Below are 25,866 nucleotides of genomic sequence, written 5' to 3' on the forward strand. Positions count from 1 at the left end.
GCAATCATTTATGTTGCCAATCCATACGAAATGTAAATGTTAGCGGAGTGACATTTCACTCCGCTAAAAGGGCGGGTTATTGCGCGGCGGGTTGAATGTCGTGAATACGGATAAAGCCCAGCTGTTCTGGCGTCAGTCCGCTCAGCTGGAGCGGGATGTCAACATCGCTCGGCGCCAGCGTGCTGGCGGGGGCGGTGAAGAGCTGATTCTTCACGTTCACTTCCTGATAGCTCTCCGTGGTGCCCTGAATCTGGCCCCACTCTACGGTGCCGCTGAACGCGGGCAGCGGATCGTTGGACTCACCCTGAATGCGTAATGTTGCGCGAGTACCATCGGCATTCGCTGCAACATTCACCAGAGACATCTTTAGCGTGCCAATCTGGCTGTTCAGACGCGCGGGCGTGTTTGCACCTGGCAATAAATAAACGCCATTGCTGGATTTGGCATTCAGCGCGTTCTGCTGGGTGATCTTCACGGTTTCTTTATTAAGTTTGTCCATCGCCACGTTAAGCGTATTCACGCTTTGTTTCATCTCGCGGACTTCGCTTTGCTGTGCGCAGGCGCTAAGCGTGAACAGGCTCCCCACCAGCACTATTTTCAGGTAACGTCTTGTCATTGCGTTTAATTCCTTGAAATCACAGATTGCTGCAATGGTAGACAGGATAGTGCCGTCAGGCATAGATCCTTTGTCTCAAAAAGCTCTTCCTTTGTTGTCGGGCCAGTTCAGGGTAAAATAGAAATCAGTTAACCAGATAACAGGGACATCGTATGCATTGCCCATTTTGCTCCGCTGTGGATACCAAAGTCATCGACTCACGTCTTGTAGGCGAAGGGTCTTCCGTGCGTCGTCGTCGGCAGTGTCTGGTGTGCAACGAGCGTTTTACCACCTTCGAGGTGGCAGAGCTGGTAATGCCGCGCGTGGTAAAAAGTAACGATGTGCGCGAACCGTTCAATGAAGAAAAACTGCGTAGCGGGATGCTCAAGGCGCTGGAAAAACGGCCCGTCAGCTCCGATGGCGTCGAAATGGCGTTAAACCACATTAAATCTTATCTGCGGGGGTTAGGTGAGCGCGAAGTGCCGAGCAAAATGATCGGCAATCTGGTGATGGAACAGCTGAAAAAGCTCGATAAAGTCGCCTATATCCGCTTTGCCTCCGTTTACCGCAGCTTCGAAGACATCAAAGAGTTTGGCGAAGAGATCGCCCGCTTACAGGATTAAGACCATGCACGACGAGATGTACATGGTGCGAGCCATGAAGCTGGCGCAGCGCGGTCGGTTTACCACTCACCCTAACCCCAATGTCGGGTGCGTCATTGTTAAAGATGGTGAGATCGTGGGGGAAGGTTTTCACTATCGCGCAGGCGAGCCGCATGCTGAAGTGCATGCCTTGCGCATGGCGGGGGAGAAAGCGCGTGGCGCGACGGCCTATGTGACGCTGGAGCCATGCAGCCACCATGGGCGTACGCCGCCGTGCTGTGAAGCGCTGATTGCGGCGGGCGTCTCGCGCGTTGTCGCCGCCATGCAGGATCCTAACCCGCAGGTAGCGGGCCGCGGACTGTATCGTCTGCAACAGGAAGGAATCGACGTCAGCCACGGCCTGATGATGCAGGATGCGGAAGCCCTGAATAAAGGCTTCCTGAAGCGTATGCGCACCGGCTTCCCGTTTATCCAGCTTAAGCTTGGCGCGTCACTGGATGGCCGCACGGCGATGGCGAACGGCGAGAGCCAGTGGATCACCTCGCCACAGGCAAGGCGCGATGTGCAACGTCTGCGCGCGCAAAGCCATGCTATTCTCACCAGCAGTGAAACGGTACTGGCTGACGATCCGGCCATGACCGTACGCTGGGAAGAGCTGAATGCAGATACGCAGGCGCTCTATCCGCAGGAGAACCTGCGTCAGCCGCTGCGCATTATTATTGATAGCCAGAACCGCGTGACGCCGGAGCACCGCATCGTGCAGCAGCCGGGGGAAACCTGGATTGCACGCACCAAAGAAGATACGCGCGAATGGCCGCAAGGCGTGCGCAGCATTACGGTGCCGGAACATAACGGGCATCTGGATCTGGTGGTGCTGATGATGTTGCTCGGCAAACAGCAGGTCAACAGTATCTTGGTTGAAGCCGGTCCGACGCTCGCCGGCGCACTGCTTCAGGCGGGGCTGGTGGATGAGCTTCTCGTCTACGTTGCGCCTAAACTGTTAGGTAACGACGCGCGCGGCCTGTTTGTGCTGCCCGGCCTTGAAAAACTGGCCGATGCGCCGCAACTCTCATTCAGTGAGATTCGTCCGGTAGGCCCGGATGTCTGCCTCCATTTAACGACAGCGTAATTGCTCCTGAAATAGGGAAGCAGTACGCAAAGTATTATGATAAAATCCGCCCCCCTGCGGGGCCAAATGAACCCGTAAAGGAAGAGTATGAACATTATTGAAGCTGCTGTAGCTACCCCGGACGCTCGCGTCGCCATCACCATTGCGCGTTTCAACAACTTCATCAATGATAGCCTGCTGGAAGGTGCGGTTGACGCCCTGAAACGTATCGGCCAGGTTAAAGATGACAACATTACCGTCGTTTGGGTACCAGGTGCTTACGAACTGCCACTGGCAGCGGGCGCGCTGGCGAAAACCGGTAAATACGACGCGGTGATTGCGCTGGGTACTGTTATTCGTGGCGGCACTGCGCACTTCGAATACGTTGCGGGCGGTGCAAGCAATGGTCTGGCGCACGTTGCGCAGGATGCTGAAATTCCTGTCGCGTTCGGCGTGCTGACCACCGAAAGTATTGAACAAGCCATCGAACGTGCTGGCACCAAAGCCGGTAACAAAGGTGCAGAAGCTGCACTGACCGCGCTTGAAATGATCAATGTATTGAAAGCCATCAAGGCCTGATTTTTTTGTAAGGGGAATTCCGTGAAACCTGCTGCTCGTCGCCGCGCCCGTGAATGTGCCGTCCAGGCACTTTACTCCTGGCAGTTGTCCCAGAACGACATCGCTGATGTTGAATACCAGTTCCTGTCAGAACAGGACGTGAAAGACGTTGACGTTCTGTACTTCCGTGAACTGCTGTCGGGAGTGGCGACTAATAGCGCGTATCTCGATGGTCTGATGAAGCCATACCTGTCCCGTCTGCTCGAAGAGCTGGGCCAGGTCGAAAAAGCAGTGTTGCGTATCGCGCTGTTTGAGCTGTCTAAACGTGATGATGTGCCGTACAAAGTGGCCATCAACGAAGCGATCGAACTGGCGAAAACCTTCGGCGCTGAAGACAGCCACAAGTTTGTTAACGGCGTGCTGGATAAAGCCGCACCTGCGATCCGTCCCCACAAAAAGTGATCCGCAAACCGGAGTTCTGCATTGCCTGACGGGCAGTGTGGCTCCGGTTTTTTCTTTTATTTGCTGAGGCATAACGTATGGCATGCGGCGAATTCTCCCTGATTGCCCGTTATTTCGACCGTGTCAGAACCTCTCGTCTTGATGTTGAAACCGGCATTGGCGATGACTGCGCACTTCTCAATATTCCCGAAAAACAGACGCTGGCAATCAGCACCGACACCTTAGTGTGTGGGCGACATTTCCTGCCCGACATCGATCCTGCCGATCTGGCGTATAAAGCGCTGGCGGTGAACGTCAGCGATCTGGCGGCAATGGGCGCCGACCCGGCCTGGCTGACGCTGGCTCTGACCTTGCCAGAGGTGGATGAAGCCTGGCTTGAAGCCTTCAGCGATGCCCTGTTTGAGCAGCTGAATTATTACGATATGCAGCTGATTGGCGGTGATACCACTGCCGGTCCGCTGTCGATGACCCTGGCAATCCACGGCTATGTGCCTGCCGGGCGCGCGCTGAAACGTTCGGGCGCAAAACCGGGCGACTGGATCTACGTGACCGGTACGCCGGGGGATAGCGCGGCAGGGCTGGCAATCCTTCAGAACCGTTTAACGGTTGAAGATGCTGACGATGCGGCGTACCTGGTGAAGCGCCATCTCCGGCCCACGCCGCGTATTTTGCACGGCCAGGCGCTGCGCGAGCGGGCCAGTTCGGCTATCGATTTGTCTGACGGGCTGATCTCCGATCTCGGCCATATCCTGAAAGCCAGCGGCGTGGGCGCGCGGATCGATCTGGATCTGTTTCCTCTGTCAGAGCCGTTGCGTCGCCATGCCGAGCCTGAGCAGGCGCTGCGATGGGCGTTATCCGGTGGAGAAGATTATGAGCTGTGCTTCACGGTGCCTGAGCTGAATCGCGGAACACTGGATGTGGCGTTAGCGCATCTGGGGGCGAAATTTACCTGCATCGGGCAGGTGATGCCGGAAAGTGAAGGGCTGCTGTTTGTCCGCGACGGCGCCCCGGTTACGCTTGACTGGAAAGGGTACGATCACTTCGCGTAATTTTGGCGCTCTGTATTGCCGGGTGGCGCTGCGCTTACCCGGCCTACGGATTTTGTTCCCTGAATTGTTTATTTAAACCCTACCACCGGATGTTGCTGATACGGCGTCTCCAGCTCGGCAATCTGCTCCGGCGTCAACGATAAGTCCACCGCACTCAACAACTCATCCAGCTGTTCTTCCCGCGATGTGCCCACAATCGGCGCGGCGACACCGCGCTTGCTCAGCAGCCACGCCAGTGCCACCTGCGCGCGCGTTGCACCGATATCGTCGGCGATCCCGGCTAAGCGTTCGGCAATTAACGCATCGCTGGTTTCTGTATCGTCATACAGGTTTTTACCCACTTCGTCCGATACCAGCCGGGCGGTGGTTTCGCCCCACGGACGGGTTAACCTTCCGCGCGCCAGCGGGCTCCACGGGATCACCGCCACGCCTTCCTGGTAGCAGAGCGGCAGCATCTCGCGCTCTTCTTCCCGGTAAATCAGGTTGTAGTGATCCTGCATGGTGACAAAGCGCGCCCAGCCGTGCTGTGCCTGGAGATCGAGCGCCTGGGCAAACTGTGAGGCATGCATGGACGATGCGCCGATGTAGCGCGCTTTACCGGCTTTCACGACGTCGTTCAACGCTTCAAGCGTCTCTTCGATCGGGGTGTTGTAATCCCAGCGGTGGATTTGCAGCAGGTCGACGTAATCCATGTTCAGGCGTCTGAGGCTGTCATCAATAGAACGCAGGATCTGCGCGCGAGAAAGGCCTTCCGCCAGGTCGCCTGACGGGTAGTACACCTTAGTGGCAACCACAACGTCATCACGACGGGCAAAATCTCGCAGGGCGCGGCCAACAATCTCTTCGCTGCTGCCGTCGGAGTAGCTGTTGGCGGTATCGAAGAAGTTGATGCCGCCGTCAATGGCGCGCTTGATGATGGGGCGGCTGCTCTCTTCCGGCAGCGTCCAGGCATGATTTCCCCGGTCAGGCTCGCCAAACGTCATGCATCCCAGGCAAAGCCGGGACACCTTAAGGTCCGTTTTTCCTAATGTCGTGTATTGCATGGTTCCGCTCCTGCTGTTTAAACAATACGTTTAAGCATAGCAGGAGCAGAAAAGGGGAGGGATCAGGCCAGCCAGGTGCGGATTTTGGCTTCGATACCGGCGGCGTCCAGACCAATGTCGGCGCGCGCCTCATCCTGGGTGCCTTGCGGGATGAAGTGGTCCGGCAGGCCGAGATTAAGCACCGGAACGGCTTTACGGTTCGCCATCAGCACTTCGTTCACGCCGCTACCCGCGCCACCCATGATGGCGTTCTCTTCCAGCGTGACCAGCACGTCATGGCTTTCCGCCATGCTCAGAATCAGAGATTCATCGAGCGGCTTCACGAAGCGCATATCGACCAGCGTCGCATTCAGGTTTTCAGCGACTTTTGCCGCTTCCGGCATCAGCGTACCAAAGTTCAGGATCGCCACTTTTTCACCGCGACGTTTCACCAGACCTTTACCGATGTCCAGTTTTTCCAGCGGCTGTAATTCAACGCCAAGGGCATTACCGCGTGGATAGCGTACCGCGCAGGGACCGTCCTGATAGTGGTAACCGGTATACAGCATCTGACGACACTCATTTTCGTCGCTTGGCGTCATGATCACCATGTCCGGGATACAGCGCAGGAAGGAGAGATCAAACGCGCCCTGGTGCGTCTGGCCGTCAGCCCCCACAATGCCCGCGCGATCGATAGCAAACAGCACCGGCAGCTTCTGAATGGCAACGTCATGGATAACCTGATCGTAGGCGCGTTGCAGGAAGGTAGAGTAGATCGCTACCACCGGCTTGTAGCCGCCAATCGCCAGGCCCGCAGCAAAGGTTACCGCGTGTTGCTCGGCAATGGCGACGTCGAAATACTGGTCCGGGTATTTTTTGGAAAACTCCACCATGCCGGAGCCTTCACGCATGGCAGGCGTCACCGCCATCAGCATGTTGTCTTTCGCCGCCGTTTCGCACAGCCAGTCGCCAAATATTTTTGAGTAGCTTGGCATCCCGCCGCTGCTTTTCGGCAGGCAGCCGCTGGTATGGTCGAACTTAGGCACCGCGTGGAAGGTGATCGGATCTTTCTCCGCCGGTTCGTAACCACGCCCTTTTTTGGTCATGATATGCAGGAACTGAGGGCCTTTCAGGTCGCGCATGTTTTTAAGCGTCGTCACCAGACCCAGCACATCGTGGCCGTCCACCGGGCCGATATAATTAAAGCCCAGCTCTTCGAACAGCGTACCCGGTACGACCATGCCTTTGATGTGTTCTTCGGTACGCTTAAGCAGCTCTTTGATCGGCGGTACGCCGGAGAAGACTTTTTTACCGCCTTCACGCAGTGAGGAGTAAAGCTTGCCGGACAGCAGCTGCGCCAGATGGTTATTCAGCGCGCCGACGTTCTCGGAGATCGACATTTCGTTATCGTTGAGGATCACCAGCATGTCCGGTTTGATATCGCCCGCGTGGTTCATGGCCTCAAAGGCCATCCCGGCGGTGATCGCCCCGTCGCCAATCACGCAGACAGTGCGACGTTGTTTATTCTCTTTTTCGGCGGCAACGGCAATACCAATGCCCGCAGAAATGGAGGTGGAAGAGTGGCCGACGCTTAACACGTCATATTCACTCTCGCCGCGCCACGGGAACGGGTGCAGGCCCCCTTTCTGGCGAATGGTGCCAATTTTATCGCGACGTCCGGTCAGAATTTTGTGCGGATAGGCCTGGTGGCCGACATCCCAGATCAGCTGATCGAACGGCGTGTTATAGACGTAATGCAACGCCACGGTCAGCTCAACCGTGCCAAGTCCGGAGGCGAAGTGGCCGCTGGAGCGGCTAACGCTGTCGAGCAGGTAGCGACGCAGCTCGTCACACAGCTTCGGCAGACTCTCTTTCGGCAACAGACGTAACTCCTGAGTGGAGTCAACTAACGCCAGTGTCGGGTATTTGGCAATATCAAAACTCATCAAAGGCTCATCGAGATTTATAGTTTATTTATCACGCTGGATTATGTAGTCCGCTAGCGCTTCCAGTGCCGAGGTATCCAGCGATTGCGCGGCCAGCTCATTCAGCGACTGGCGGGCATCGTCTATCAGATCCCGGGCTTTACGTTGGGCATGCTCAAGGCCCAACAGGGCGGGATAGGTACTTTTGCCAAGCTGCTGATCCGCACCCTGACGTTTTCCCAATGTTGCAGTATCGCCCACCACATCCAGAATGTCATCCTGAACCTGGAATGCCAGACCGATACTTTCTGCGTATCTGTCCAGAATCGGCAGGGCTTTACGCCCGCGTTCACCCGCGCTCAGCGCGCCCAGGCGAACGGCTGCACGCATCAGTGCGCCCGTTTTGTGACGGTGGATGCGCTCCAGCTGTTCCAGAGTAACCTGACGACCTTCAGCCTCTAAATCCAGCGCCTGGCCGCCGCACATCCCGGCGACGCCGCTGGCCATTGCCAGTTCGGACACCATTGCCAGACGATCGCGATCGCTCACTTCAACCATCGGCGCATCGCTCAGAATGGAGAAGGCCAGAGTTTGCAGCGCATCACCCGCCAGAATGGCATTCGCTTCGCCAAATTTGATATGGCAGGTTGGCTGACCGCGACGTAGATCGTCATCGTCCATGGCTGGCAAATCATCGTGGATCAGCGAATAGGCGTGGATACACTCCACGGCGGCTGCCGGGGCGTCCAGCGTGTTATCGCTGATACCGAACATGTTGCCCGTGGCATATACCAGGAACGGACGCAGGCGTTTACCCCCCAAGAGTGCGCCATAGTGCATGGCTTCAACCAGTGGAGTGTTCTGAAAAGGCTGCGGCTCAATGAATCGGCGCAGCGCATCGTTGGCGCGGATGACGCGCGCCTGAAGCGCGTTGGAGAAATCCATTTACTCGGCGTCCGGTGTGAATGGCGTGGTTTTAGCGTCTTCGCTGTCGGAAAGCAGGATCTGCACACGCTGCTCGGCCTGCTGAAGCTTTACCTGCCCCTGGCGCGCAAGCTGCACACCGCGTTCAAATTCGTTGAGGGCATCTTCCAGCGGTAAATCGCCGCTCTCGAGGCGGGTAACAATCTGCTCAAGCTCACTCAGCGCAGTTTCAAAACTGGCCGGTGCGTCGTTCTTCTTCGGCATAGTGAATTAACTCTTATATTCTTCGCCCCAACATGGTAACGGACTCGGGGCAATTATCAAATAACGCGAGTGGCGCGATGGTGGTATACTTGCGCGCCTGGATGCAGCCACGGGTGTGGGCTGCTGTATCATTTTCCACTACAAGCCTTTATAAGCTTGCCTAAGAAACATTGCCGCCATGAAGTTTATCATTAAATTGTTCCCTGAAATCACCATCAAAAGCCAATCTGTGCGTTTGCGCTTTATTAAAATTCTCACCGGGAACATTCGTAACGTATTAAAACACTACGACGAAACGCTCGCTGTGGTGCGTCACTGGGACCACGTTGAAGTCCGCGCGAAAGACGAAAGCAAACGTCTTGATATTCGCGACGCGCTGACCCGTATTCCTGGTATTCATCATATTCTGGAAGTGGAAGACGTTCCGTTCAGCGATATGCACGATATCTTCGAAAAGGCGCTGGTACAGTACCGCGACCAGATCGAAGGCAAAACCTTCTGCGTGCGCGTGAAGCGTCGTGGTAAACACGAGTTCAGCTCGATTGAAGTCGAGCGCTACGTTGGCGGCGGTCTGAACCAGCACGTTGAGACGGCGCGCGTGCGCCTGACTAACCCGGACGTTACCGTTAATCTTGAGATCGAGAACGATCGTCTGCTGCTGGTTAAGGGTCGTTATGAAGGTATTGGTGGTTTCCCGATCGGCACGCAGGAAGATGTGCTGTCGCTGATCTCGGGCGGCTTCGACTCCGGCGTCTCCAGCTACATGCTGATGCGTCGCGGCTGCCGCGTGCACTACTGCTTCTTCAACCTGGGCGGGGCGGCGCATGAAATCGGCGTACGTCAGGTGGCGCATTACCTGTGGAACCGCTTCGGCAGCTCTCACCGCGTGCGTTTTGTGGCGATCAACTTTGAGCCGGTGGTCGGCGAAATCCTCGAAAAAGTGGACGACGGCCAGATGGGCGTGGTCCTGAAACGTATGATGGTGCGCGCGGCGTCCAAAGTGGCTGAGCGCTACGGCGTGCAGGCGCTGGTCACCGGTGAAGCGCTGGGGCAGGTCTCCAGCCAGACGCTGACCAACCTGCGTCTTATCGACAACGTGTCTGATACGCTGATCCTGCGCCCGCTGATCTCTCACGATAAAGAGCACATCATCGATCTGGCGCGTAAAATCGGTACTGAAGATTTTGCCCGTACCATGCCGGAATATTGCGGTGTGATCTCAAAAAGTCCAACCATTAAAGCGGTGAAGGCGAAGATCGAAGCGGAAGAAGAGAACTTCGATTTCAGCATCCTGGAAAAAGTGGTGGCGGAAGCGTCCAACATCGATATCCGTGAGATCGCCCAGCAGACCGAGCAGGAAGTGGTTGAGGTGGAGACGGTCAGCGGCTTTGGTGCTAACGATACGATTCTGGATATCCGTTCTGTTGATGAGCAGGATGACAAGCCGTTGCAGGTGGAAGGCGTGGAGGTGGTTTCGCTGCCGTTCTACAAGCTGAGCACCCAGTTTGGCGATCTCGACCAGAGCAAAACGTATCTGCTGTGGTGTGAGCGTGGGGTCATGAGCCGTTTGCAGGCGCTGTATCTGCGCGAGCAGGGCTTCGCGAATGTGAAGGTCTATCGCCCGTAGTTTATTGTCGAGGAGTGCGGCCTGATGCCCTCACCCCGACCCTCTCCCACAGGGAGAGGGCGCAAACATTAAAAACGGCAACCTCGGGTTGCCGTTTTGCTTTTACCTTGCGCCACCCGACTTTTTTATAACTACTCTTCAAAGTAGTTATAAATCCCCGCCGCCATCACCAGCGACGAAGCCACTTCGTACGCTTTTTCGCGCCCAACCAGCAGGTCAATAATCTTCAGGCCAAAATCAATGGCGGTGCCCGGCCCCTGGCTGGTGAGCAGGTTAACGCGCGGATCCCAGACCACGCGTTTATCCACCCACTGGTCTTCCGGAATTGTATCCTTCAGACCAGGGAAGCCGGTCATATTGCCGATGGGGAAAATGTCGTGCGGAACCAGCACCGTACCTGCGGCTGCACAGATTGCCGCGACGATACGCCCGGAAAGATGAAACTGACGAACGGTTTCAACCAGCAGCGGGCTGTCGCGGAAACACTCAGCCCCCTTCAGACCACCCGGCAGAACGATAATGTCGTAATCACCGTCCGCCACCTGTACAAGCGGTGCATCCGCCAGAATCTTCACCCCACGCGAGCAGGTAATCGCCAGGCTTCCGTCGCTGGCGACGCTGGCGGTAGTAACCTTAATACCACCACGTACCAGCAAATCAATGGTGGTGACCGCTTCTGTCTCTTCGCTACCAGGGGCGAGGCATACCAGTGCCGATACGCTCATACTCACTCTCCTTTCGTTTTACTAACTCAAACAGACGGCTATTTTCCGCAACGGTAATGCCGTGTGCCCGGGCGCGTTTTAACAGATAACCGGTAATGTAATCAATTTCGGTATGCCGCATAGCCCGGATATCCTGCAACATTGAGGAGATATTTTCTGCCGTACTCTCAATGACCTGGTCGACATAATAACGTAAATCGGACTCTGAGGTGTGGTAGCCTTCGCGTTCAATGACGGCGGCAACTTCCCGGCAAATCAGCGCTACCCGATCAGGATGCTGGCGCAGTTCACCGTTAGGGCAATCCAGCAGGGCGGTCAGCGGATTAATCGCGCAGTTCACCGCCAGTTTGCGCCACAGTTCCGCGCGAATGTTATTGTGCCAGGCGACGTCAGGCAGCGTGCTTTGCAGGGTATCCGCAAGATAGCTGTAATCGCCGGGCTGTTCACGCGCGGGACCGATATGAGTGATACCACTGGCAACATGGATAATGACGTTACCGTCGCGACGCGCCGCGTGGGTGGTTGTCCCCATCAGCAGCGGTTGCCGGACAGATTTTAGCTCTTCAATGGTACCCATACCGTTGTGAATCAGCAGGATTGGCGTGCTTTCAGGTAACTGGGCGGCCAGGCTTTTCACCGCATCGGAGACCTGCCAGGCCTTCAGCGTGACCAGCAGCAAATCGCTGGTGGCAAGAAATTCCGGATCGTTTGCCGTCAAAGACTCATTAAAAATTGAACCGTCTGTACCCATCACGTTCACACTGCAATAGGGCTGGGGAATTCGCAGCCAGCCCTGAACGTCGTGTCCCTGTTTGCATAGCGCTGTAAGCCAGAGTTGGCCAAGGGCTCCGCATCCAAGCACTGTTACTTTCATCGTTCCTCCTCACCTGCAACGGCGCCAGGTGCTATGACGCTAAGTATAGCGCCATCAGCTAAGCTTCTCGTTATGCCTCGTTGCGGGTATTATGCAACGCAACAAAAATGAAGGGAGAAGAAAAGATGCCATCTTTCGATATTGTTTCTGAAGTTGATTTGCAGGAAGCGCGTAACGGCGTAGAAAATGCTGTCCGTGAGGTTGAGTCACGTTTCGATTTTCGTGGCGTTGAGGCGACCATTGAACTGAACGACGCGAACAAGACGATCAAAGTCCTGAGCGAGTCTGATTTCCAGGTCAACCAGTTGCTGGATATCCTGCGCGCCAAGCTGCTCAAGCGCGGCATTGAAGGGACCTCACTCGATGTGCCGGAAGATTTTGTTCACAGCGGCAAAACCTGGTTTGTGGAAGCGAAGCTGAAGCAGGGTATTGAAAGCGCCGTGCAGAAGAAAATCGTGAAGCTTATCAAAGACAGTAAGCTCAAAGTGCAGGCGCAGATCCAGGGGGAAGAGATCCGCGTGACCGGAAAATCCCGTGATGACCTGCAATCCGTGATGGCGCTGGTGCGTGGCGGCGATCTCGGTCAGCCATTCCAGTTTAAAAACTTCCGCGATTAAGACAATCATGCCCGGCTAAACCGGGCATTTTTTCAGGCCTTCAGCGCCTGCTCTACCTCAAAGCGGTTAGTCACTTTGCTGTCAATTTTGACATACGCACTGCGCTCTTCCGGGACAATCAGCACTTCGCTCACGCCCTCTGTCGCTTCCAGACGCTGTTGTAACGCGTCACCGATTGCCACGTCATCGGGAATTTCTACCCGCAGGCTACTCACGTAACGCGGCTCTTTCATGGTGCTGGCCACAAACAGCCAGAGCATCGCCAGCAGCGCACCGGCGAGGAAAACGGTCTGGGAGTCAAACAGACCATCCACCCAGCCGCCGAGTGACCCGCCGATCGCCACGCCGAGAAACTGGCTGGTGGAGTAAATGCCCATCGCGGTGCCTTTGTATCCTGCCGGAGACTCTTTGCTGATAAGCGACGGCAGCAGGGCTTCCATCAGATTAAAGGCCAGGAAGAACAGTTGTACGCCAGCGATCAGCTCCCAGAAATGCGGGCCGGCGCCCCACAGCACAATCTCGGCAATCAGCAGTAACGCCACGCAGCCCACGAAGACGCGTTTCATTTTGCGCTTCACTTCGGCGTAAATAATGAAGGGCACAACGGAGACAAACGAGATCAGCATTGTGACCAGATAAATTTTCCAGTGCTCTGCCGCCGGAAAACCTGCTGAGGCCAGTTGACCGGGCAGGGCGACAAAGGTGGACATCAGCAGAATGTGCAGGCACATAATGCCGAAGTTCAGCTTAAGCAGGCGCGGCTCGGCGATGACTTTGCTGAAGCAGCCTTTGACCATCCCGGATTCACGGTTGAGGACGTGGTTTTTACTGTCAGGTACAACCCACAGCGTGAGTGCGATCCCGATGGTCGCCAGCACCGCAATCATCCAGAACAGGGCGTGCAGGCCGAGTGAATGGGTGATAACGGGCCCCAGCACCATGGCAATGGCAAACGTGACGCCAAAGCTGACGCCGATAAACGCCATGGCTTTGGTGCGGTTTTGCTCGCGGGTTAAGTCTGACAGCAGCGCCATCACGGCGGCGGCAATCGCCCCGGAACCTTGCAGGGCGCGCCCAAGAATAATTCCCCAGATGGAGTGGGAGAGGGCGGCGATGATGCTGCCGAGCACAAACACCAGCAGCCCGCCGACAATCAGCGGTTTGCGACCCACTCGGTCGGAGAGCAAGCCAAAGGGGATCTGGAATATTGCCTGCGCCAGGCCGTAGATACCGATCGCCAGACCGATCAGCGCTTCGCTGGCACCCTGTAACGCCATGCCATATGTGGTCAGAACGGGCAGGACCATAAACATGCCAAGCATCCGCAGCGAGAAAACAGTCCCTAAACCCCAGGTCGCACGCAGTTCGCCTGGCGTCATTTTATAATCGTTCATTACCACCTCAGTTCAAAAGCAGGCCATAGTGTAGTGCGGGGAAGGGGCGGGGTAAATAATCGGTTATTTAACAAATATTACATACGTTACTAATAGATTTCATGAATAAAAAAGGGGTGCCGAAGCACCCCTTTATGTCCTTGCTATAGCTTACCAGACGTAAGTCAGCAGGTTTTGTGAATCAGGCACCATGAAGTCTACGGACATCATCACGGACAGGGAGGTGATGGCGACAATCGAGAACACAAACAGCTTGCGTGCCCAGACCTTGTCATCTTCCACTTTGTAACCGCGCAGGGCCATGCCGAGCCACCAGACGCTCACCGCAGCTGCTACCACCAGATATTTATATCCGGCGTAACCGCCCAGAGAGAGCATCAGCGTTGCCACGGCAAAAGCGATGATGTAGAGCGTGATGTGGTTCTTGGCAACCGAAATGCCTTTCACGACCGGCAGAACCGGAATGTTCGCCGCCTGATAATCCTTAAAGCGGAAAATCGCGATGGCGTAGGAGTGCGGCATCTGCCACAGGCTAAAGATAGCCAGCAGGATCAGCGCACCGCTGTCGAACTCGTTCGTGACGGCGCAATAGCCAATCACCGGCGGCGCAGCGCCGGAGAGAGAACCAATCAGCGTGCCGTAGACGGAGTGACGTTTCATATACAGGCTGTAGACGCCTACATACACCACGAACCCCATCACCCCCAGCCAGCAGGCCAGTGGGTTAGCACCAAACCACAGCAGCATAAAGCCAGCAATACCCAGCAAGGTGGCGTACACCAGCGAGACGGAAGGGGCAATCAGGCCTTTAACCAGCACCCGATTTTTGGTCCTTTCCATCTTCTTGTCGATATCCATGTCGATGTAGTTGTTAAATACACAACCGGACGCAACCACCAGTGACACACCGACCAGCGTGTAAATAAAGAGGGTGTAATCAATGCTGCCTTTAGAGGCCAGCAGGAACCCTCCGATTACGGAGATCAGGTTGCCAAAGATGATGCCTGGTTTCGTGACTTGCAGGTATTGCTTAAACATACTCGCCGCTCTTAGTGAACCATCATGTTGTAGTTAAGGTTCCACATAATCCAGATGGAACCGACTACCAGGATAGCGATGATAATCACGGTAAAGATAAAGGCCGTCATGTTCCAGCCTTCATCGGACTTGGTGTTCATGTGCAGGAAGCAAACCAGATGCACCAGAATCTGAATCACCGCGGTCACCAGGATTGCGCCCAGGATAACCGGCTTAGATGCAGAACCGTTCATCACCATCCAGAACGGGATCACCGTCAGAATGATCGACAGGATGAAACCTGTCATGTAGGTTTTTACGCTGCCGTGGGAAGCGCCATGATCGTTAGAATGACTCATTACATCGCCCCCATCAGATAGACAACAGAGAACACACAGATCCATACCACGTCCAGGAAGTGCCAGAACAGGCTCAGGCACATAATACGGGTACGGTTAGTACTGGTCAGGCCGCGACGGGAGATCTGGAACATCAGTACCGCCATCCAGATCAGACCCGAGGTCACGTGCAGACCGTGGGTGCCGACCAGCGCGAAGAACGCTGACAGGAAGCCGCTACGATCCGGGCCGAAACCTTCCATGATCAGGTGATGGAATTCATAGATTTCCATCCCGATAAAGCCAGCACCAAACAGCCAGGTCAACGCCAGCCAGGAGACAACCTGGCTCTTGTTGTTTTTGTACATGGCGATAGCCGCCATGCCGTAGGTGATGGAGCTGAATAACAGCAGTGCGGTTTCAACCAGTACGAACGGCAGCTCAAAGATGTCCTTACCGGTCGGGCCGCCCGCTGTGCCGTTCACCAGAACGGCATAGGTTGCGAACAGACAGCAGAACAGGATGCAGTCGCTCATCAGGTAGATCCAGAAACCGAAGACTTTCGTCGGTCCTGTATCATGGTGCGCATGTTCATGCGCGTGGGCAGTCGAGTGCGCCAGAGTATCAGTTGCCATTTTTCAGCCCCGCTTTAGAAATCTCGTCAAAATGCTGGTTTTCCAGCTTTTCAACTTCACGGACTGGTACGTAGTAGTCCACGTCCTCGTCAAAGCTCTTCACAATCCAGCTGATTACGATGCCAGCGAAGCCAACAATCGCCATCCACCAGATGTGCCAGATCATTGCGAAACCAAATACCGTTGCGAAGGCGGCAATGACGATGCCCGCACCGCTGTTTTTCGGCATATGGATCTCTTCGTAATGTTCAGGTTGCTTGTACGCTTCACCTTTTTCTTTCATTTCCCAGAATGCGTCACGCTCATGAATGTGTGGCACTACGGCAAAGTTATAGAACGGAGGTGGAGAAGAGGTAGACCACTCCAGCGTACGGCCACCCCACGGGTCACCGGTCAGGTCGCGGTTCAGGTTACGGTCACGGATAGACACGTAGTACTGAATCAGCTGGCACAGAATACCGCAGGCAATCAGCGCTGCGCCGCCCGCTGCAATCATCAGCATTGGGTGGAACTGCGGATCGATCTGCTGGCTCAGACGACGGGTCATACCCATGAAGCCCAGCACGTACAGCGGCATAAATGCTACGAAGAAGCCAATGATCCAGAACCAGAACGCGCGTTTACCCCATTTCTCGTTCAGCGTGAAGCCGAACGCTTTTGGCCACCAGTAGGTTACGCCAGCGAAGCAGCCGAAGACCACGCCACCGATGATAACGTTATGGAAGTGCGCAATCAGGAACAGACTGTTGTGCAGAACGAAGTCAGCACCAGGTACCGCCAGCAGTACCCCGGTCATCCCACCTACGGAGAAGGTCACGATGAAGCCGATGGTCCACAGCATAGCTGAGTGGAACACGATACGGCCCTGGTACATGGTGAACAGCCAGTTGAAGATCTTAACCCCGGTCGGGATCGCGATAATCATGGTGGTAATACCGAAGAAGGCGTTTACGTTGGCGCCCGCACCCATGGTGAAGAAGTGGTGCAGCCAGACAATGAACGACAGAACGGTAATACATACGGTTGCCCACACCAGAGAGGTGTAACCAAACAGACGTTTACGCGAGAAGGTTGCCGCGATTTCGGAGAACACACCGAACACCGGCAGAACCAGGATGTACACTTCCGGGTGACCCCAGGCCCAAATCAGGTTGATGTACATCATCATGTTGCCACCCATATCATTCGTGAAGAAATGGGTACCCAGATAGCGATCCAGGGTCAGCAGCGCGATGGTGACGGTCAGAATTGGGAACGACGCGATAATCAGGACGTTGGCGCACAGAGATGCCCAGGTAAATACTGGCATCTTGAACATCGTCATACCTGGTGCACGCATCTTAAGGATGGTCACGAAGAAGTTAATACCGGTCAGAGTGGTACCGACACCGGAGAGCTGAAGCGCCCAAATCCAGTAGTCAACGCCCACGCCCGGACTGTATTCAATTCCCGACAGCGGCGGGTAGGCCAGCCAGCCGGTCTGAGCAAATTCGCCCACACCCAGTGACAGGTTAACCAGGATAACGCCGACAACCGTGAACCAGAAGCTCAGGTTGTTCAGGAACGGGAACGCAACGTCGCGCGCGCCGATTTGCAGCGGAACGACCACGTTCATCAGACCGATTACCAGCGGCATCGCCACGAAGAAGATCATGATAACGCCGTGGGCGGTAAAGATCTGATCGTAGTGGTGCGGTGGCAGGAAGCCGGCTTCGCCCGCAGACGCAAGCGCCTGCTGGCTACGCATCATGATTGCATCCGCAAAGCCACGAATTAACATGACGATACCGACGATGCAGTACATGATACCGAGTTTTTTGTGGTCAACCGAAGTCAGCCACTCATTCCACAGGTAGCTCCACTTACCGAAGTAAGTGATCAGGCCAACTAAGGCCGCGCCACCAATGATAATTGCAGCCACCGTAACCATAATAATCGGTTCATGGTAGGGCACTGCATCCAGTGTCAATTTTCCGAACATTTTCTTCCTCGGCCCCTTAGTGAGCGGTTTCCGCGTGGCTCATGTCCATGCCTTCCATACCCTGGTGCGTGTTGTGCTCGCCTTCAGGCTGGGTCATGTCCATGCTCATGCCGTGATCCATAAATTTGCCAATAACATCTTTGAACAGATTCGGTTTCACGTTAGAGAAGTACTCCACCTTGTTGTATTCGCTAGGTGCAGCCACTTTTTCGAACGCCGCCATGTCAGACATGGTGTTGGTAGACTGCTTCGCTTTTGCAACCCACTGGTCGAAAGTCGCGCGGTCTGGCGTAGCGATAGCTTTGAACTTCATACCCGAGAAGCCCGGGCCACTATAGCTGGCGGAGATACCGTCGTAGGTGCCTGCTTCATTCGCGATCAGGTGCAGGTTAGTCTGCATACCGGCCATCGCGTAAATCTGGCTACCCAGACGTGGGATGAAGAAGGAGTTCATTACGGAGTTGGAGGTCACTTTGAACTGAACCGGAGTGTTCGCCGGGAAGGCGATTTCATTCACGGTAGCAATGCCCTGTTCTGGATAGATGAAGAACCATTTCCAGTCCATGGAGACCACTTCAATGGTAATAGGTTTTTCATCGTGAACCAGCGGTTTGCTCGGCTCAAGTGCGTGAGTGGTTTTCCAGGTCAGTACAGCAAGGAACAGGATGATCAGAATAGGTACCGTCCAGACCACAGCTTCCACTTTATTGGAGTGTGACCAGTTAGGGCTATACTTCGCATCTTTATTGCTCGCACGATACTTCCAGGCGAAACCAACAGCCATCAAGATGGCAGGAATAACCACAATCAACATCAGGCCAAAAGCCGTCAGTATCAATGAACGTTGTTCCAGTCCAATCTGTCCTTTGGGGTCTAGTAGTGCAGAATCGCAGCCACTGAGTAATACAGTGCCTGCGAATAATGACAACCATCCCAAACTTTTATTGTATTTCCTGAGTCTCATTTAACGACCTCAATTCCACGGGAGTCTGGTGGCGTTTAAAGTGTGGGGGCATTTTACGGGAAGGTTACATTACTGTAAACATCATTAGCCCTGTGTCAGGAAGGTGTTACCGGGTTCTGCCGCACATGTCACAAGTGTTGCAAATTATGTCGCGTTTTCCGGGGGAAGCCGCACGGAGTGGGCGTTATAACGAAAGGGTGTCCCAGCATACCGCAAAAGGGACAATTGGTATAACCATTGCGGAAAATACACAAATAATTAACAATTAATTATCAATAAAAAGACAACTAAAAAACGAAAATTCAATCTTTCGAATGCTGAATCGTTTAACGGAAAATAGCGTAGCGAAATAAGCTCCAATAATTTCCGAATGCTATCCCGCACAAAACAACAAATATTTTTTTTTGCCGATGGCGGTTATTTCGCCGTTATAATTTCGTGTCGTTATTACAACGGGAAATAACCTTTCGCTTTTTACTTCATGTCATCTGCGTTTTCCGCAGTGACATGAAATCCAGCATCCCACCGGTCAGGATACCCACGATGGCGAGAAACACGCCTGCATCAAGCAGCTGGGTTTCAAAAGGAAGCGACAAGGTGGTCGTCGCATTGATAATGAGAACCGCGAGCCACACTACCAGCGCAAGACAACCTGCCATCAGCAGACGCAGGGCAAACCGGTAAGCAGCCTGATATTCCGTGCGCGGCATGAAGTGTTCCGTCCGCTGGGTATATTCCAGCGTCTGGCGACAGACCAGCAACAATAAAATCCCCGGCACAGCCGCCACCACAGAGAAGAGATAAAATGTCGGCCAGCCGTGGGCTTCAACAAACCAGCCCGCGACGGGACCTACGTACACGCGCCCGACGGCTGAGAGGGCAGAGAGCAGGGCAAACTGGGTGGCGGAAAATGACTTATTGCACAGCGTCATCAGCAGGGCGACAAATGCCGCAGTGCCCATACCTCCGCACAGATTTTCAAAGAATACCGCCGTCGCCATGCTGATCATATGCTTGTCGGTGATCGACAGCAGCCAGTAACCGGCATTCGAAGCGCCCTGAAGGATGCCGAAGATCAGCAGAGCACGGAACAGCGACAGACGCTGCATCAATACGCCGCCGTACAGCGCGCCGACGATCGTGGCAAACAGCCCCAGGGTTTTGTTCACCACGCCGACCTCGCCCGCATCAAACCCGACGCCGCGGATCAGGAAGGTGGTGGTCAGACTCATGGCGAAAGCGTCGCCGAGCTTATAAAGGACAATCAGCAGCAGGATCAGCCAGGCATTATTGCGACCAAAGAAGTCGCGGAGCGGTGCGGCAACGGCCTGCTCCAGCGAGCGGGGAACCGGAATCACATCGCTCGGTTCAGGCGCGAATAGCGTGGCAAAAATGCAGGGGATCAGCAGAGCGGCCATCAGCCAGTACATTCCCTGCCAGCCGAGATAGCGGTCGGCAAGCCAGAGGGCCAGCCCGCCGGAAACCAGCATACCCAGGCGGTAGCCAAGCACGCTGATTGCCGCACCGGCACCACGCTCTTCCGCTGGCAGGACGTCCGTCTTCCAGGCGTCAAAAACAATGTCCTGCGAAGCGGAGCAGAAGGCGATGACCACCGCAAGCGCGGCCATCCAGCGCAGCTGTGTTGACGGCTCAAGGAAACCCATTGCGGCAATGGCCAGCAACAGCAGCACCTGCGTCATCGCTAACCAACCGCGACGGCGCCCGAGGAACGGTGGGGTATAGCGATCCATCACCGGCGACCACAGGAACTTAAAGACGTAAGCCTGGCCGACGAGCGAGAAGAAACCAATGGTTTTAAGATCGATGTTCTCAACCGTCATCCACGCCTGTAACGTGCCGGAGGTGAGCGCAAGGGGCAAACCGGAGGCGAAACCAAGGATCAGCAGAATAGCTGATTTCGGTTGCTGGAAAATGCGTAAGTAGTGACTGGACATGTTCTTATGAACTGACCCGGTGAAGCACCGGGTCAGTCAGCAGGATTAACGGGCGTTCTGCTTGATGAAGTCGTGAATGCTGGTGTCCTGTGCCATGTCGGCAATGGTGTCAGTCAGCACGCTGTTAACCGCGTCAGCGATATTTTTGTTGGAGGCCTGGAATGCGCCTTCAACGGAATAGCTCGCACGGTAGTTTTTGTTCATTTTGTTGCCGTTCTTCGCGGTAGCGATGATGGCGATATCGGCTTTAGTCGCAATGTTGTAGCGAACGTTACCCTGGGAGACGTCAGCGTACAGGTTGTTCACGATGATTTGCAGATCAACCGCGCCGCTTGGGCCAATCATGTAGCCGCGGGAGGTCATCTGTTTCTCCAGCACTTCCTGCAACAGGAAGCGCAGGTCGCGGGAGGCGGTCAGCGTGACCTGCTGGTTGTCGCGAGTCACTTTCGACAGCGCCTGGTCCTGACGCTGATCGGCGCCATTAATGCTGACCGTAACGCCCATCAGGCTTGGATCCTGCTGAGGCAGGGTAATTTTTGGTGAAACGTCAATGGTCGTCGGCGGAGTCGCGCAGCCGGCGAGCATAAAGAGTGCTACCAACGGAAAGAAGAGTTTTTTTAACATTTTCGGGTTCTCAACGAATCGTAAGCAAAGAGAGAAAAATTGCCGCCATCATAACATCGCTAACGGCCAGGGGAAGTGGTCAACGCATGTAAATTCATCGCCTTGTCCGAAAACTGACCACCTTTCCGCTTTTCTCTGTCTGTAAGTGACAAAACGTATGAACCTCATAGTGAACTTCATTCGTTTGGGTGAGAAAATCAGACGAAAGCTAAATATTTGTTGTCAAGGTGTAATGGAACCGGTAAAAGCGGCTAATATTTAAAGGGATGGGTGACATCTTAGCGTTGTCGGAGGAGTGATTTCATGATGATACGTGAACAGATAGAAGAAAAATTAAGGGCAGCGTTCAACCCTGTGTTTCTCGAAGTTGTCGACGAAAGCTATCGTCATAACGTGCCGGCAGGTTCTGAAAGCCACTTTAAAGTGGTTCTGGTCAGCGATCGCTTCACGGGAGAACGTTTCCTGAACCGACACCGCTTGATCTACAGCACCTTGACGGAAGAACTCTCCACAACCGTACATGCGCTGGCGCTGCATACCTACACCATTAAGGAATGGGAAGGGCTACAGGATACGGTATTCGCATCACCGCCTTGTCGGGGTGCAGGCACCATCGCCTGATAAATCGGATTTGCAACCGCCGGAGTTTTTCCAGTATGTTGCTTACAGATTTCGTCAAGACGGCCTTCGGGCCGTTTTGTTTTGTCTGAGTTTTGAGCGGATGGCGCGTTTTTAAGGCTAAAAATAGCCTTAAAGTGTGAAAAAAGCCGCAGCAACATGCTCCAACCGTTCTCGACTCACCTAAGTGATGCCGCTATAATGCCGCGTCTTATTGAATGTCTTCGGGATGATTCTGGCGACAGGGAATGTGAATCTGCACATAAGAGAGCATCCCGGTATAACAGACAGATTCAGAGTTGACCGAGCACTGTGATTTTTTTGAGGTAACAAGATGCAAGTTTCAGTTGAAACCACTCAAGGCCTTGGCCGCCGTGTAACGATTACTATCGCTGCTGACAGCATCGAAACTGCTGTGAAAAGCGAGCTGGTCAACGTAGCAAAAAAAGTACGTATTGACGGCTTCCGCAAGGGCAAAGTACCAATGAATGTTGTTGCTCAGCGTTATGGCGCTTCCGTGCGTCAGGATGTGCTGGGTGAACTGATGAGCCGCAACTTTATCGACGCGATCATCAAAGAAAAAATCAATCCAGCCGGTGCGCCGAACTACGTTCCAGGCGAATACAAGCAGGGCGAAGACTTCACCTACTCCGTAGAGTTCGAAGTGTACCCGGAAGTTGAGCTGAAAGGTCTGGAATCTATCGAAGTTGAAAAACCGATCGTTTCCGTGACCGACGAAGACGTTGACGGCATGCTGGATACCCTGCGTAAGCAGCAGGCGAACTGGAAAGAGAAAGAAGGCGCTGTTGACGCAGAAGACCGCGTAACCATCGACTTCACCGGTTCTGTAGACGGCGAAGAGTTCGAAGGCGGTAAAGCGTCTGATTTCGTACTGGCGATGGGCCAGGGTCGTATGATCCCAGGCTTCGAAGACGGTATCAAAGGCCACAAAGCGGGCGAAGAGTTCACCATCGACGTGACCTTCCCTGAAGAATACCACGCTGAAAACCTGAAAGGTAAAGCAGCGAAGTTCGTTATCAACCTGAAGAAAGTGGAAGAGCGCGAACTGCCAGAACTGACTGAAGAATTCATCAAGCGTTTCGGCGTGGAAGATGGTTCTGTTGCGGGCCTGCGTACCGAAGTGCGTAAAAACATGGAGCGCGAGCTGAACGGCGCTGTACGTAACCGCGTGAAGTCTCAGGCGATTGAAGGTCTGGTGAAAGCGAACGACATCGACGTTCCTGCTGCCCTGATCGACAGCGAAATCGACGTTCTGCGCCGTCAGGCTGCACAGCGCTTCGGTGGCAACCAGCAGCAAGCGATGGAACTGCCACGCGAGCTGTTCGAAGAGCAAGCGAAACGTCGCGTTGTTGTTGGCCTGCTGCTGGGCGAAGTGATTCGTACCCACGAGCTGAAAGCTGACGAAGAGCGTGTGAAAGGCCTGATCGAAGAGATGGCTTCTGCATACGAAGATCCATCAGAAGTGATCGAGTTCTACGGTAAGAACAAAGAGTTGATGGACAACATGCGCAACGTCGCACTGGAAGAGCAGGCTGTTGAAGCGGTACTGGCGAAAGCGAAAGTGACCGAAAAAGAGACCTCTTTCACCGAACTGATGAACCAGCAGGCGTAATTTCGCCCCAACGGTTTAAAGTTTGAACAAAAAACCCGTTGCCCTCCGGCGACGGGTTTTTTTTATCACAGCTTTAGTCCTGGAAGGGTGCTAAAACGCCCTTTCAGTGTTAGCGTTACAACAAAACGTTGTTATGCTTGAAATAGGGCATGGCGACCCCCATTAGTATGTAATCACGATGATTGAGACTGGCTGATAATCCGTCCATAAGGTTACAATCAGTACAGCAGGTGTTTTCAATTTTGAACCAGGAGACGGAAATGTCATACAGTGGCGAACGAGATAACTTTGCACCCCATATGGCGCTGGTGCCAATGGTTATTGAACAGACATCACGCGGTGAGCGTTCTTTCGATATCTATTCCCGTCTGCTCAAGGAACGCGTTATCTTTCTGACCGGCCAGGTGGAAGACCATATGGCTAACCTGATCGTGGCGCAGATGCTGTTCCTGGAAGCGGAAAACCCGGAAAAAGACATTTACCTGTATATCAACTCGCCGGGCGGTGTTATTACGGCGGGCATGTCTATTTATGACACCATGCAATTCATCAAGCCGGATGTCAGCACCATCTGTATGGGGCAGGCGGCGTCCATGGGGGCTTTCCTGTTAACCGCAGGGGCGAAAGGTAAGCGTTTCTGCCTGCCTAACTCCCGCGTGATGATTCACCAGCCGCTGGGTGGTTACCAGGGCCAGGCGACGGATATTGAAATCCACGCCCGAGAAATTCTGAAAGTAAAAGCGCGCATGAATGAACTTATGGCGCAGCATACGGGTCAACCTCTCGAGCAGATCGAGCGCGATACCGAGCGCGATCGCTTCCTCTCTGCGCCAGAGGCAGTTGAGTACGGCTTAGTCGACTCCATTTTGACCCATCGTAATTGATGCCCGCGACGCGAGTGTGCCGCTATACTAAGGTAGGGCGGCACGTTGCCTGTAAGCAGCTTGCGTCTGAGAATGGCATTTGCGTCGTCATGTGCGGCACATAGAACTTAAAAAGAGGTTTGGACTCATGACAGATAAACGCAAAGATGGTTCGGGCAAACTGCTGTACTGCTCTTTTTGCGGCAAAAGCCAGCATGAAGTGCGTAAACTGATTGCCGGGCCGTCCGTGTATATCTGCGACGAATGCGTCGATTTATGTAACGACATCATTCGCGAAGAGATTAAAGAAGTCGCGCCGCACCGTGAGCGCAGCGCGTTACCAACGCCACACGAGATTCGCCACCACCTGGATGACTATGTCATTGGTCAGGAGCAGGCGAAAAAAGTGCTGGCGGTGGCGGTATACAACCACTACAAACGTCTGCGTAACGGCGATACCAGCAATGGCGTAGAACTGGGCAAAAGTAACATTCTGCTGATCGGGCCTACCGGTTCCGGTAAAACCCTGCTGGCAGAAACGCTGGCGCGCCTGCTGGATGTTCCGTTCACTATGGCGGATGCCACCACCCTGACCGAAGCCGGTTATGTGGGTGAAGACGTTGAAAATATTATCCAGAAGCTGCTCCAGAAGTGCGATTACGACGTACAGAAAGCCCAGCGCGGGATCGTCTATATCGATGAGATCGACAAAATCTCTCGTAAATCAGACAACCCGTCCATCACCCGTGACGTCTCGGGAGAGGGCGTGCAGCAGGCGCTCCTGAAGCTGATTGAAGGTACGGTTGCGGCTGTTCCACCGCAGGGTGGGCGTAAACATCCGCAGCAGGAATTCTTGCAGGTTGATACCTCTAAGATCCTGTTTATCTGTGGTGGTGCGTTTGCAGGCCTGGATAAAGTGATCTCTCACCGTGTGGAAACCGGCTCCGGCATTGGTTTTGGCGCAACGGTGAAAGCCACGTCTGAAAAACCAAACGAAGGCCAGCTGCTGGCGCAGGTTGAGCCGGAAGATCTGATCAAATTCGGTTTGATTCCGGAATTTATCGGCCGTCTGCCGGTTGTGGCGACCCTGAACGAACTGAGCGAAGACGCGTTGATTCAGATCCTGAAAGAGCCGAAAAACGCGCTGACCAAGCAGTATCAGGCGCTGTTTAATCTGGAAGGCGTTGAGCTGGAATTCCGTGACGAAGCGTTGGACGCGATTGCCAAGAAAGCGATGGCTCGTAAAACCGGTGCCCGTGGCCTGCGTTCTATCGTGGAAGCAGCATTGCTCGACACGATGTACGATCTTCCTTCTATGGAAGACGTCGAAAAAGTCGTGATCGACGAGTCCGTCATTGGTGGCCAGACCAAGCCGTTACTGATTTACGGTAAACCGGAAGCGCAGCAGGCATCTGGCGAATAATTCACCATTTCATACAATCAGTTAATCAAAAAGGGGGGATTTTATCTCCCCTTTACTTTTTCCGTATTC

The 25,866-nt window shown here is 54.3% G+C and carries 26 protein-coding genes; 11 read left to right on the forward strand and 15 right to left on the reverse strand.

Annotated features, from left to right (window positions below; translation table 11 throughout):
• Positions 1–76: 76 nt before the first annotated feature.
• Positions 77–616 carry a SadB/YajI family lipoprotein gene (locus tag L384_RS10585; RefSeq protein ID WP_003859100.1) on the reverse strand — a complete coding sequence of 180 codons (540 nt, stop codon included), beginning with the start codon at positions 614–616 and terminating at the stop codon, positions 77–79.
• Positions 617–768: 152 nt separating this feature from the next.
• Here L384_RS10585 and nrdR point away from each other — a divergent pair, with 152 nt between their 5' ends.
• From nrdR to thiL, 5 genes are all read left to right on the forward strand, one after another.
• Entirely contained in the window at positions 769–1,218 is a 450-nt protein-coding gene (nrdR, locus tag L384_RS10580) for a transcriptional regulator NrdR (protein WP_023324227.1), read from the forward strand.
• Positions 1,219–1,222: 4 nt separating this feature from the next.
• Positions 1,223–2,326, forward strand: coding sequence for a bifunctional diaminohydroxyphosphoribosylaminopyrimidine deaminase/5-amino-6-(5-phosphoribosylamino)uracil reductase RibD (gene ribD, locus L384_RS10575; protein WP_023324228.1), 1,104 nt, complete (start codon positions 1,223–1,225; stop codon positions 2,324–2,326).
• Between the two features lie 87 nt (positions 2,327–2,413).
• Entirely contained in the window at positions 2,414–2,884 is a 471-nt protein-coding gene (gene ribE, locus L384_RS10570) for a 6,7-dimethyl-8-ribityllumazine synthase (RefSeq protein WP_003859098.1), read from the forward strand.
• 21 nt (positions 2,885–2,905) lie between these two features.
• Complete coding sequence (gene nusB / locus L384_RS10565; RefSeq protein WP_006809908.1) at positions 2,906–3,325, forward strand: transcription antitermination factor NusB; 420 nt, start codon at positions 2,906–2,908, stop codon at positions 3,323–3,325.
• Between the two features lie 77 nt (positions 3,326–3,402).
• The gene (thiL, locus tag L384_RS10560; RefSeq protein WP_023315516.1) at positions 3,403–4,374 is read left to right on the forward strand and encodes a thiamine-phosphate kinase; all 972 of its coding nucleotides are present in this window, start codon (positions 3,403–3,405) and stop codon (positions 4,372–4,374) included.
• A 68-nt stretch (positions 4,375–4,442) separates the two neighbouring features.
• Here thiL and L384_RS10555 read toward each other — a convergent pair whose 3' ends face one another.
• The 4 genes from L384_RS10555 to xseB form a co-directional block, all read right to left on the reverse strand.
• The gene (locus L384_RS10555) at positions 4,443–5,417 is read right to left on the reverse strand and encodes an aldo/keto reductase (RefSeq protein WP_023315517.1); all 975 of its coding nucleotides are present in this window, start codon (positions 5,415–5,417) and stop codon (positions 4,443–4,445) included.
• A gap of 62 nt (positions 5,418–5,479) precedes the next feature.
• On the reverse strand, positions 5,480–7,342 hold the full coding sequence (gene dxs / locus L384_RS10550; protein ID WP_015571294.1) for a 1-deoxy-D-xylulose-5-phosphate synthase: 1,863 nt from the start codon (positions 7,340–7,342) through the stop codon (positions 5,480–5,482).
• Positions 7,343–7,366: 24 nt separating this feature from the next.
• Positions 7,367–8,266 carry a (2E,6E)-farnesyl diphosphate synthase gene (gene ispA, locus L384_RS10545; RefSeq protein ID WP_003859095.1) on the reverse strand — a complete coding sequence of 300 codons (900 nt, stop codon included), beginning with the start codon at positions 8,264–8,266 and terminating at the stop codon, positions 7,367–7,369.
• Positions 8,267–8,509 (reverse strand): exodeoxyribonuclease VII small subunit, encoded by a 243-nt coding sequence (gene xseB / locus L384_RS10540; protein ID WP_003859094.1) that lies wholly within the window; start codon positions 8,507–8,509, stop codon positions 8,267–8,269. It lies immediately after the preceding gene.
• Positions 8,510–8,687: 178 nt separating this feature from the next.
• Here xseB and thiI point away from each other — a divergent pair, with 178 nt between their 5' ends.
• On the forward strand, positions 8,688–10,136 hold the full coding sequence (gene thiI / locus L384_RS10535; RefSeq protein ID WP_022650463.1) for a tRNA uracil 4-sulfurtransferase ThiI: 1,449 nt from the start codon (positions 8,688–8,690) through the stop codon (positions 10,134–10,136).
• A gap of 131 nt (positions 10,137–10,267) precedes the next feature.
• On the opposite strand, the gene yajL is transcribed toward thiI, so the two are convergent.
• Complete coding sequence (yajL, locus tag L384_RS10530) at positions 10,268–10,861, reverse strand: protein deglycase YajL (protein WP_023324229.1); 594 nt, start codon at positions 10,859–10,861, stop codon at positions 10,268–10,270.
• Positions 10,824–11,735: a 2-dehydropantoate 2-reductase gene (gene panE, locus L384_RS10525; protein ID WP_022650464.1), complete on the reverse strand. Its 912-nt coding sequence runs from the start codon at positions 11,733–11,735 to the stop codon at positions 10,824–10,826. The genes yajL and panE overlap by 38 nt, the downstream gene beginning before the upstream one ends.
• Before the next feature lie 125 nt (positions 11,736–11,860).
• Here panE and L384_RS10520 point away from each other — a divergent pair, with 125 nt between their 5' ends.
• Positions 11,861–12,352 carry a YajQ family cyclic di-GMP-binding protein gene (locus L384_RS10520; protein WP_017383179.1) on the forward strand — a complete coding sequence of 164 codons (492 nt, stop codon included), beginning with the start codon at positions 11,861–11,863 and terminating at the stop codon, positions 12,350–12,352.
• Positions 12,353–12,384: 32 nt separating this feature from the next.
• Here L384_RS10520 and L384_RS10515 read toward each other — a convergent pair whose 3' ends face one another.
• From L384_RS10515 to L384_RS10480, 8 genes are all read right to left on the reverse strand, one after another.
• Positions 12,385–13,746: an MFS transporter gene (locus L384_RS10515; RefSeq protein ID WP_022650465.1), complete on the reverse strand. Its 1,362-nt coding sequence runs from the start codon at positions 13,744–13,746 to the stop codon at positions 12,385–12,387.
• Positions 13,747–13,896: 150 nt separating this feature from the next.
• Positions 13,897–14,784 (reverse strand): heme o synthase, encoded by an 888-nt coding sequence (gene cyoE / locus L384_RS10510; protein ID WP_003859062.1) that lies wholly within the window; start codon positions 14,782–14,784, stop codon positions 13,897–13,899.
• A gap of 11 nt (positions 14,785–14,795) precedes the next feature.
• Entirely contained in the window at positions 14,796–15,122 is a 327-nt protein-coding gene (locus tag L384_RS10505) for a cytochrome o ubiquinol oxidase subunit IV (RefSeq protein ID WP_006809888.1), read from the reverse strand.
• Entirely contained in the window at positions 15,122–15,736 is a 615-nt protein-coding gene (locus L384_RS10500; protein ID WP_003859057.1) for a cytochrome o ubiquinol oxidase subunit III, read from the reverse strand. Before L384_RS10500 ends, L384_RS10505 begins: the two co-directional genes overlap by 1 nt.
• Entirely contained in the window at positions 15,726–17,717 is a 1,992-nt protein-coding gene (gene cyoB / locus L384_RS10495) for a cytochrome o ubiquinol oxidase subunit I (RefSeq protein ID WP_022650473.1), read from the reverse strand. The genes L384_RS10500 and cyoB overlap by 11 nt, the downstream gene beginning before the upstream one ends.
• 16 nt (positions 17,718–17,733) lie before the next feature.
• Positions 17,734–18,681 carry a cytochrome o ubiquinol oxidase subunit II gene (cyoA, locus tag L384_RS10490; protein WP_003859054.1) on the reverse strand — a complete coding sequence of 316 codons (948 nt, stop codon included), beginning with the start codon at positions 18,679–18,681 and terminating at the stop codon, positions 17,734–17,736.
• A 479-nt stretch (positions 18,682–19,160) separates the two neighbouring features.
• On the reverse strand, positions 19,161–20,636 hold the full coding sequence (ampG, locus tag L384_RS10485; RefSeq protein ID WP_023324230.1) for a muropeptide MFS transporter AmpG: 1,476 nt from the start codon (positions 20,634–20,636) through the stop codon (positions 19,161–19,163).
• A 45-nt stretch (positions 20,637–20,681) separates the two neighbouring features.
• Positions 20,682–21,260, reverse strand: coding sequence for a lipoprotein (locus L384_RS10480; RefSeq protein WP_023324231.1), 579 nt, complete (start codon positions 21,258–21,260; stop codon positions 20,682–20,684).
• Positions 21,261–21,563: 303 nt separating this feature from the next.
• On the opposite strand from L384_RS10480, the gene bolA reads away from it, so the two are divergent.
• The 4 genes from bolA (at position 21,564) to clpX (ending at position 25,797) form a co-directional block, all read left to right on the forward strand.
• On the forward strand, positions 21,564–21,881 hold the full coding sequence (bolA, locus tag L384_RS10475) for a transcriptional regulator BolA (protein ID WP_003859051.1): 318 nt from the start codon (positions 21,564–21,566) through the stop codon (positions 21,879–21,881).
• A 331-nt stretch (positions 21,882–22,212) separates the two neighbouring features.
• Positions 22,213–23,511 carry a trigger factor gene (tig, locus tag L384_RS10470; protein WP_015571277.1) on the forward strand — a complete coding sequence of 433 codons (1,299 nt, stop codon included), beginning with the start codon at positions 22,213–22,215 and terminating at the stop codon, positions 23,509–23,511.
• A 260-nt stretch (positions 23,512–23,771) separates the two neighbouring features.
• The gene (gene clpP, locus L384_RS10465) at positions 23,772–24,395 is read left to right on the forward strand and encodes an ATP-dependent Clp endopeptidase proteolytic subunit ClpP (RefSeq protein ID WP_006809880.1); all 624 of its coding nucleotides are present in this window, start codon (positions 23,772–23,774) and stop codon (positions 24,393–24,395) included.
• 127 nt (positions 24,396–24,522) lie between these two features.
• The gene (gene clpX / locus L384_RS10460) at positions 24,523–25,797 is read left to right on the forward strand and encodes an ATP-dependent protease ATP-binding subunit ClpX (RefSeq protein WP_006809879.1); all 1,275 of its coding nucleotides are present in this window, start codon (positions 24,523–24,525) and stop codon (positions 25,795–25,797) included.
• Positions 25,798–25,866: the final 69 nt, after the last annotated feature.

Source organism: Enterobacter sp. MGH 38 (genome assembly GCF_000492855.1).
In the GTDB taxonomy this organism is placed as follows: domain Bacteria; phylum Pseudomonadota; class Gammaproteobacteria; order Enterobacterales; family Enterobacteriaceae; genus Enterobacter; species Enterobacter hormaechei_C.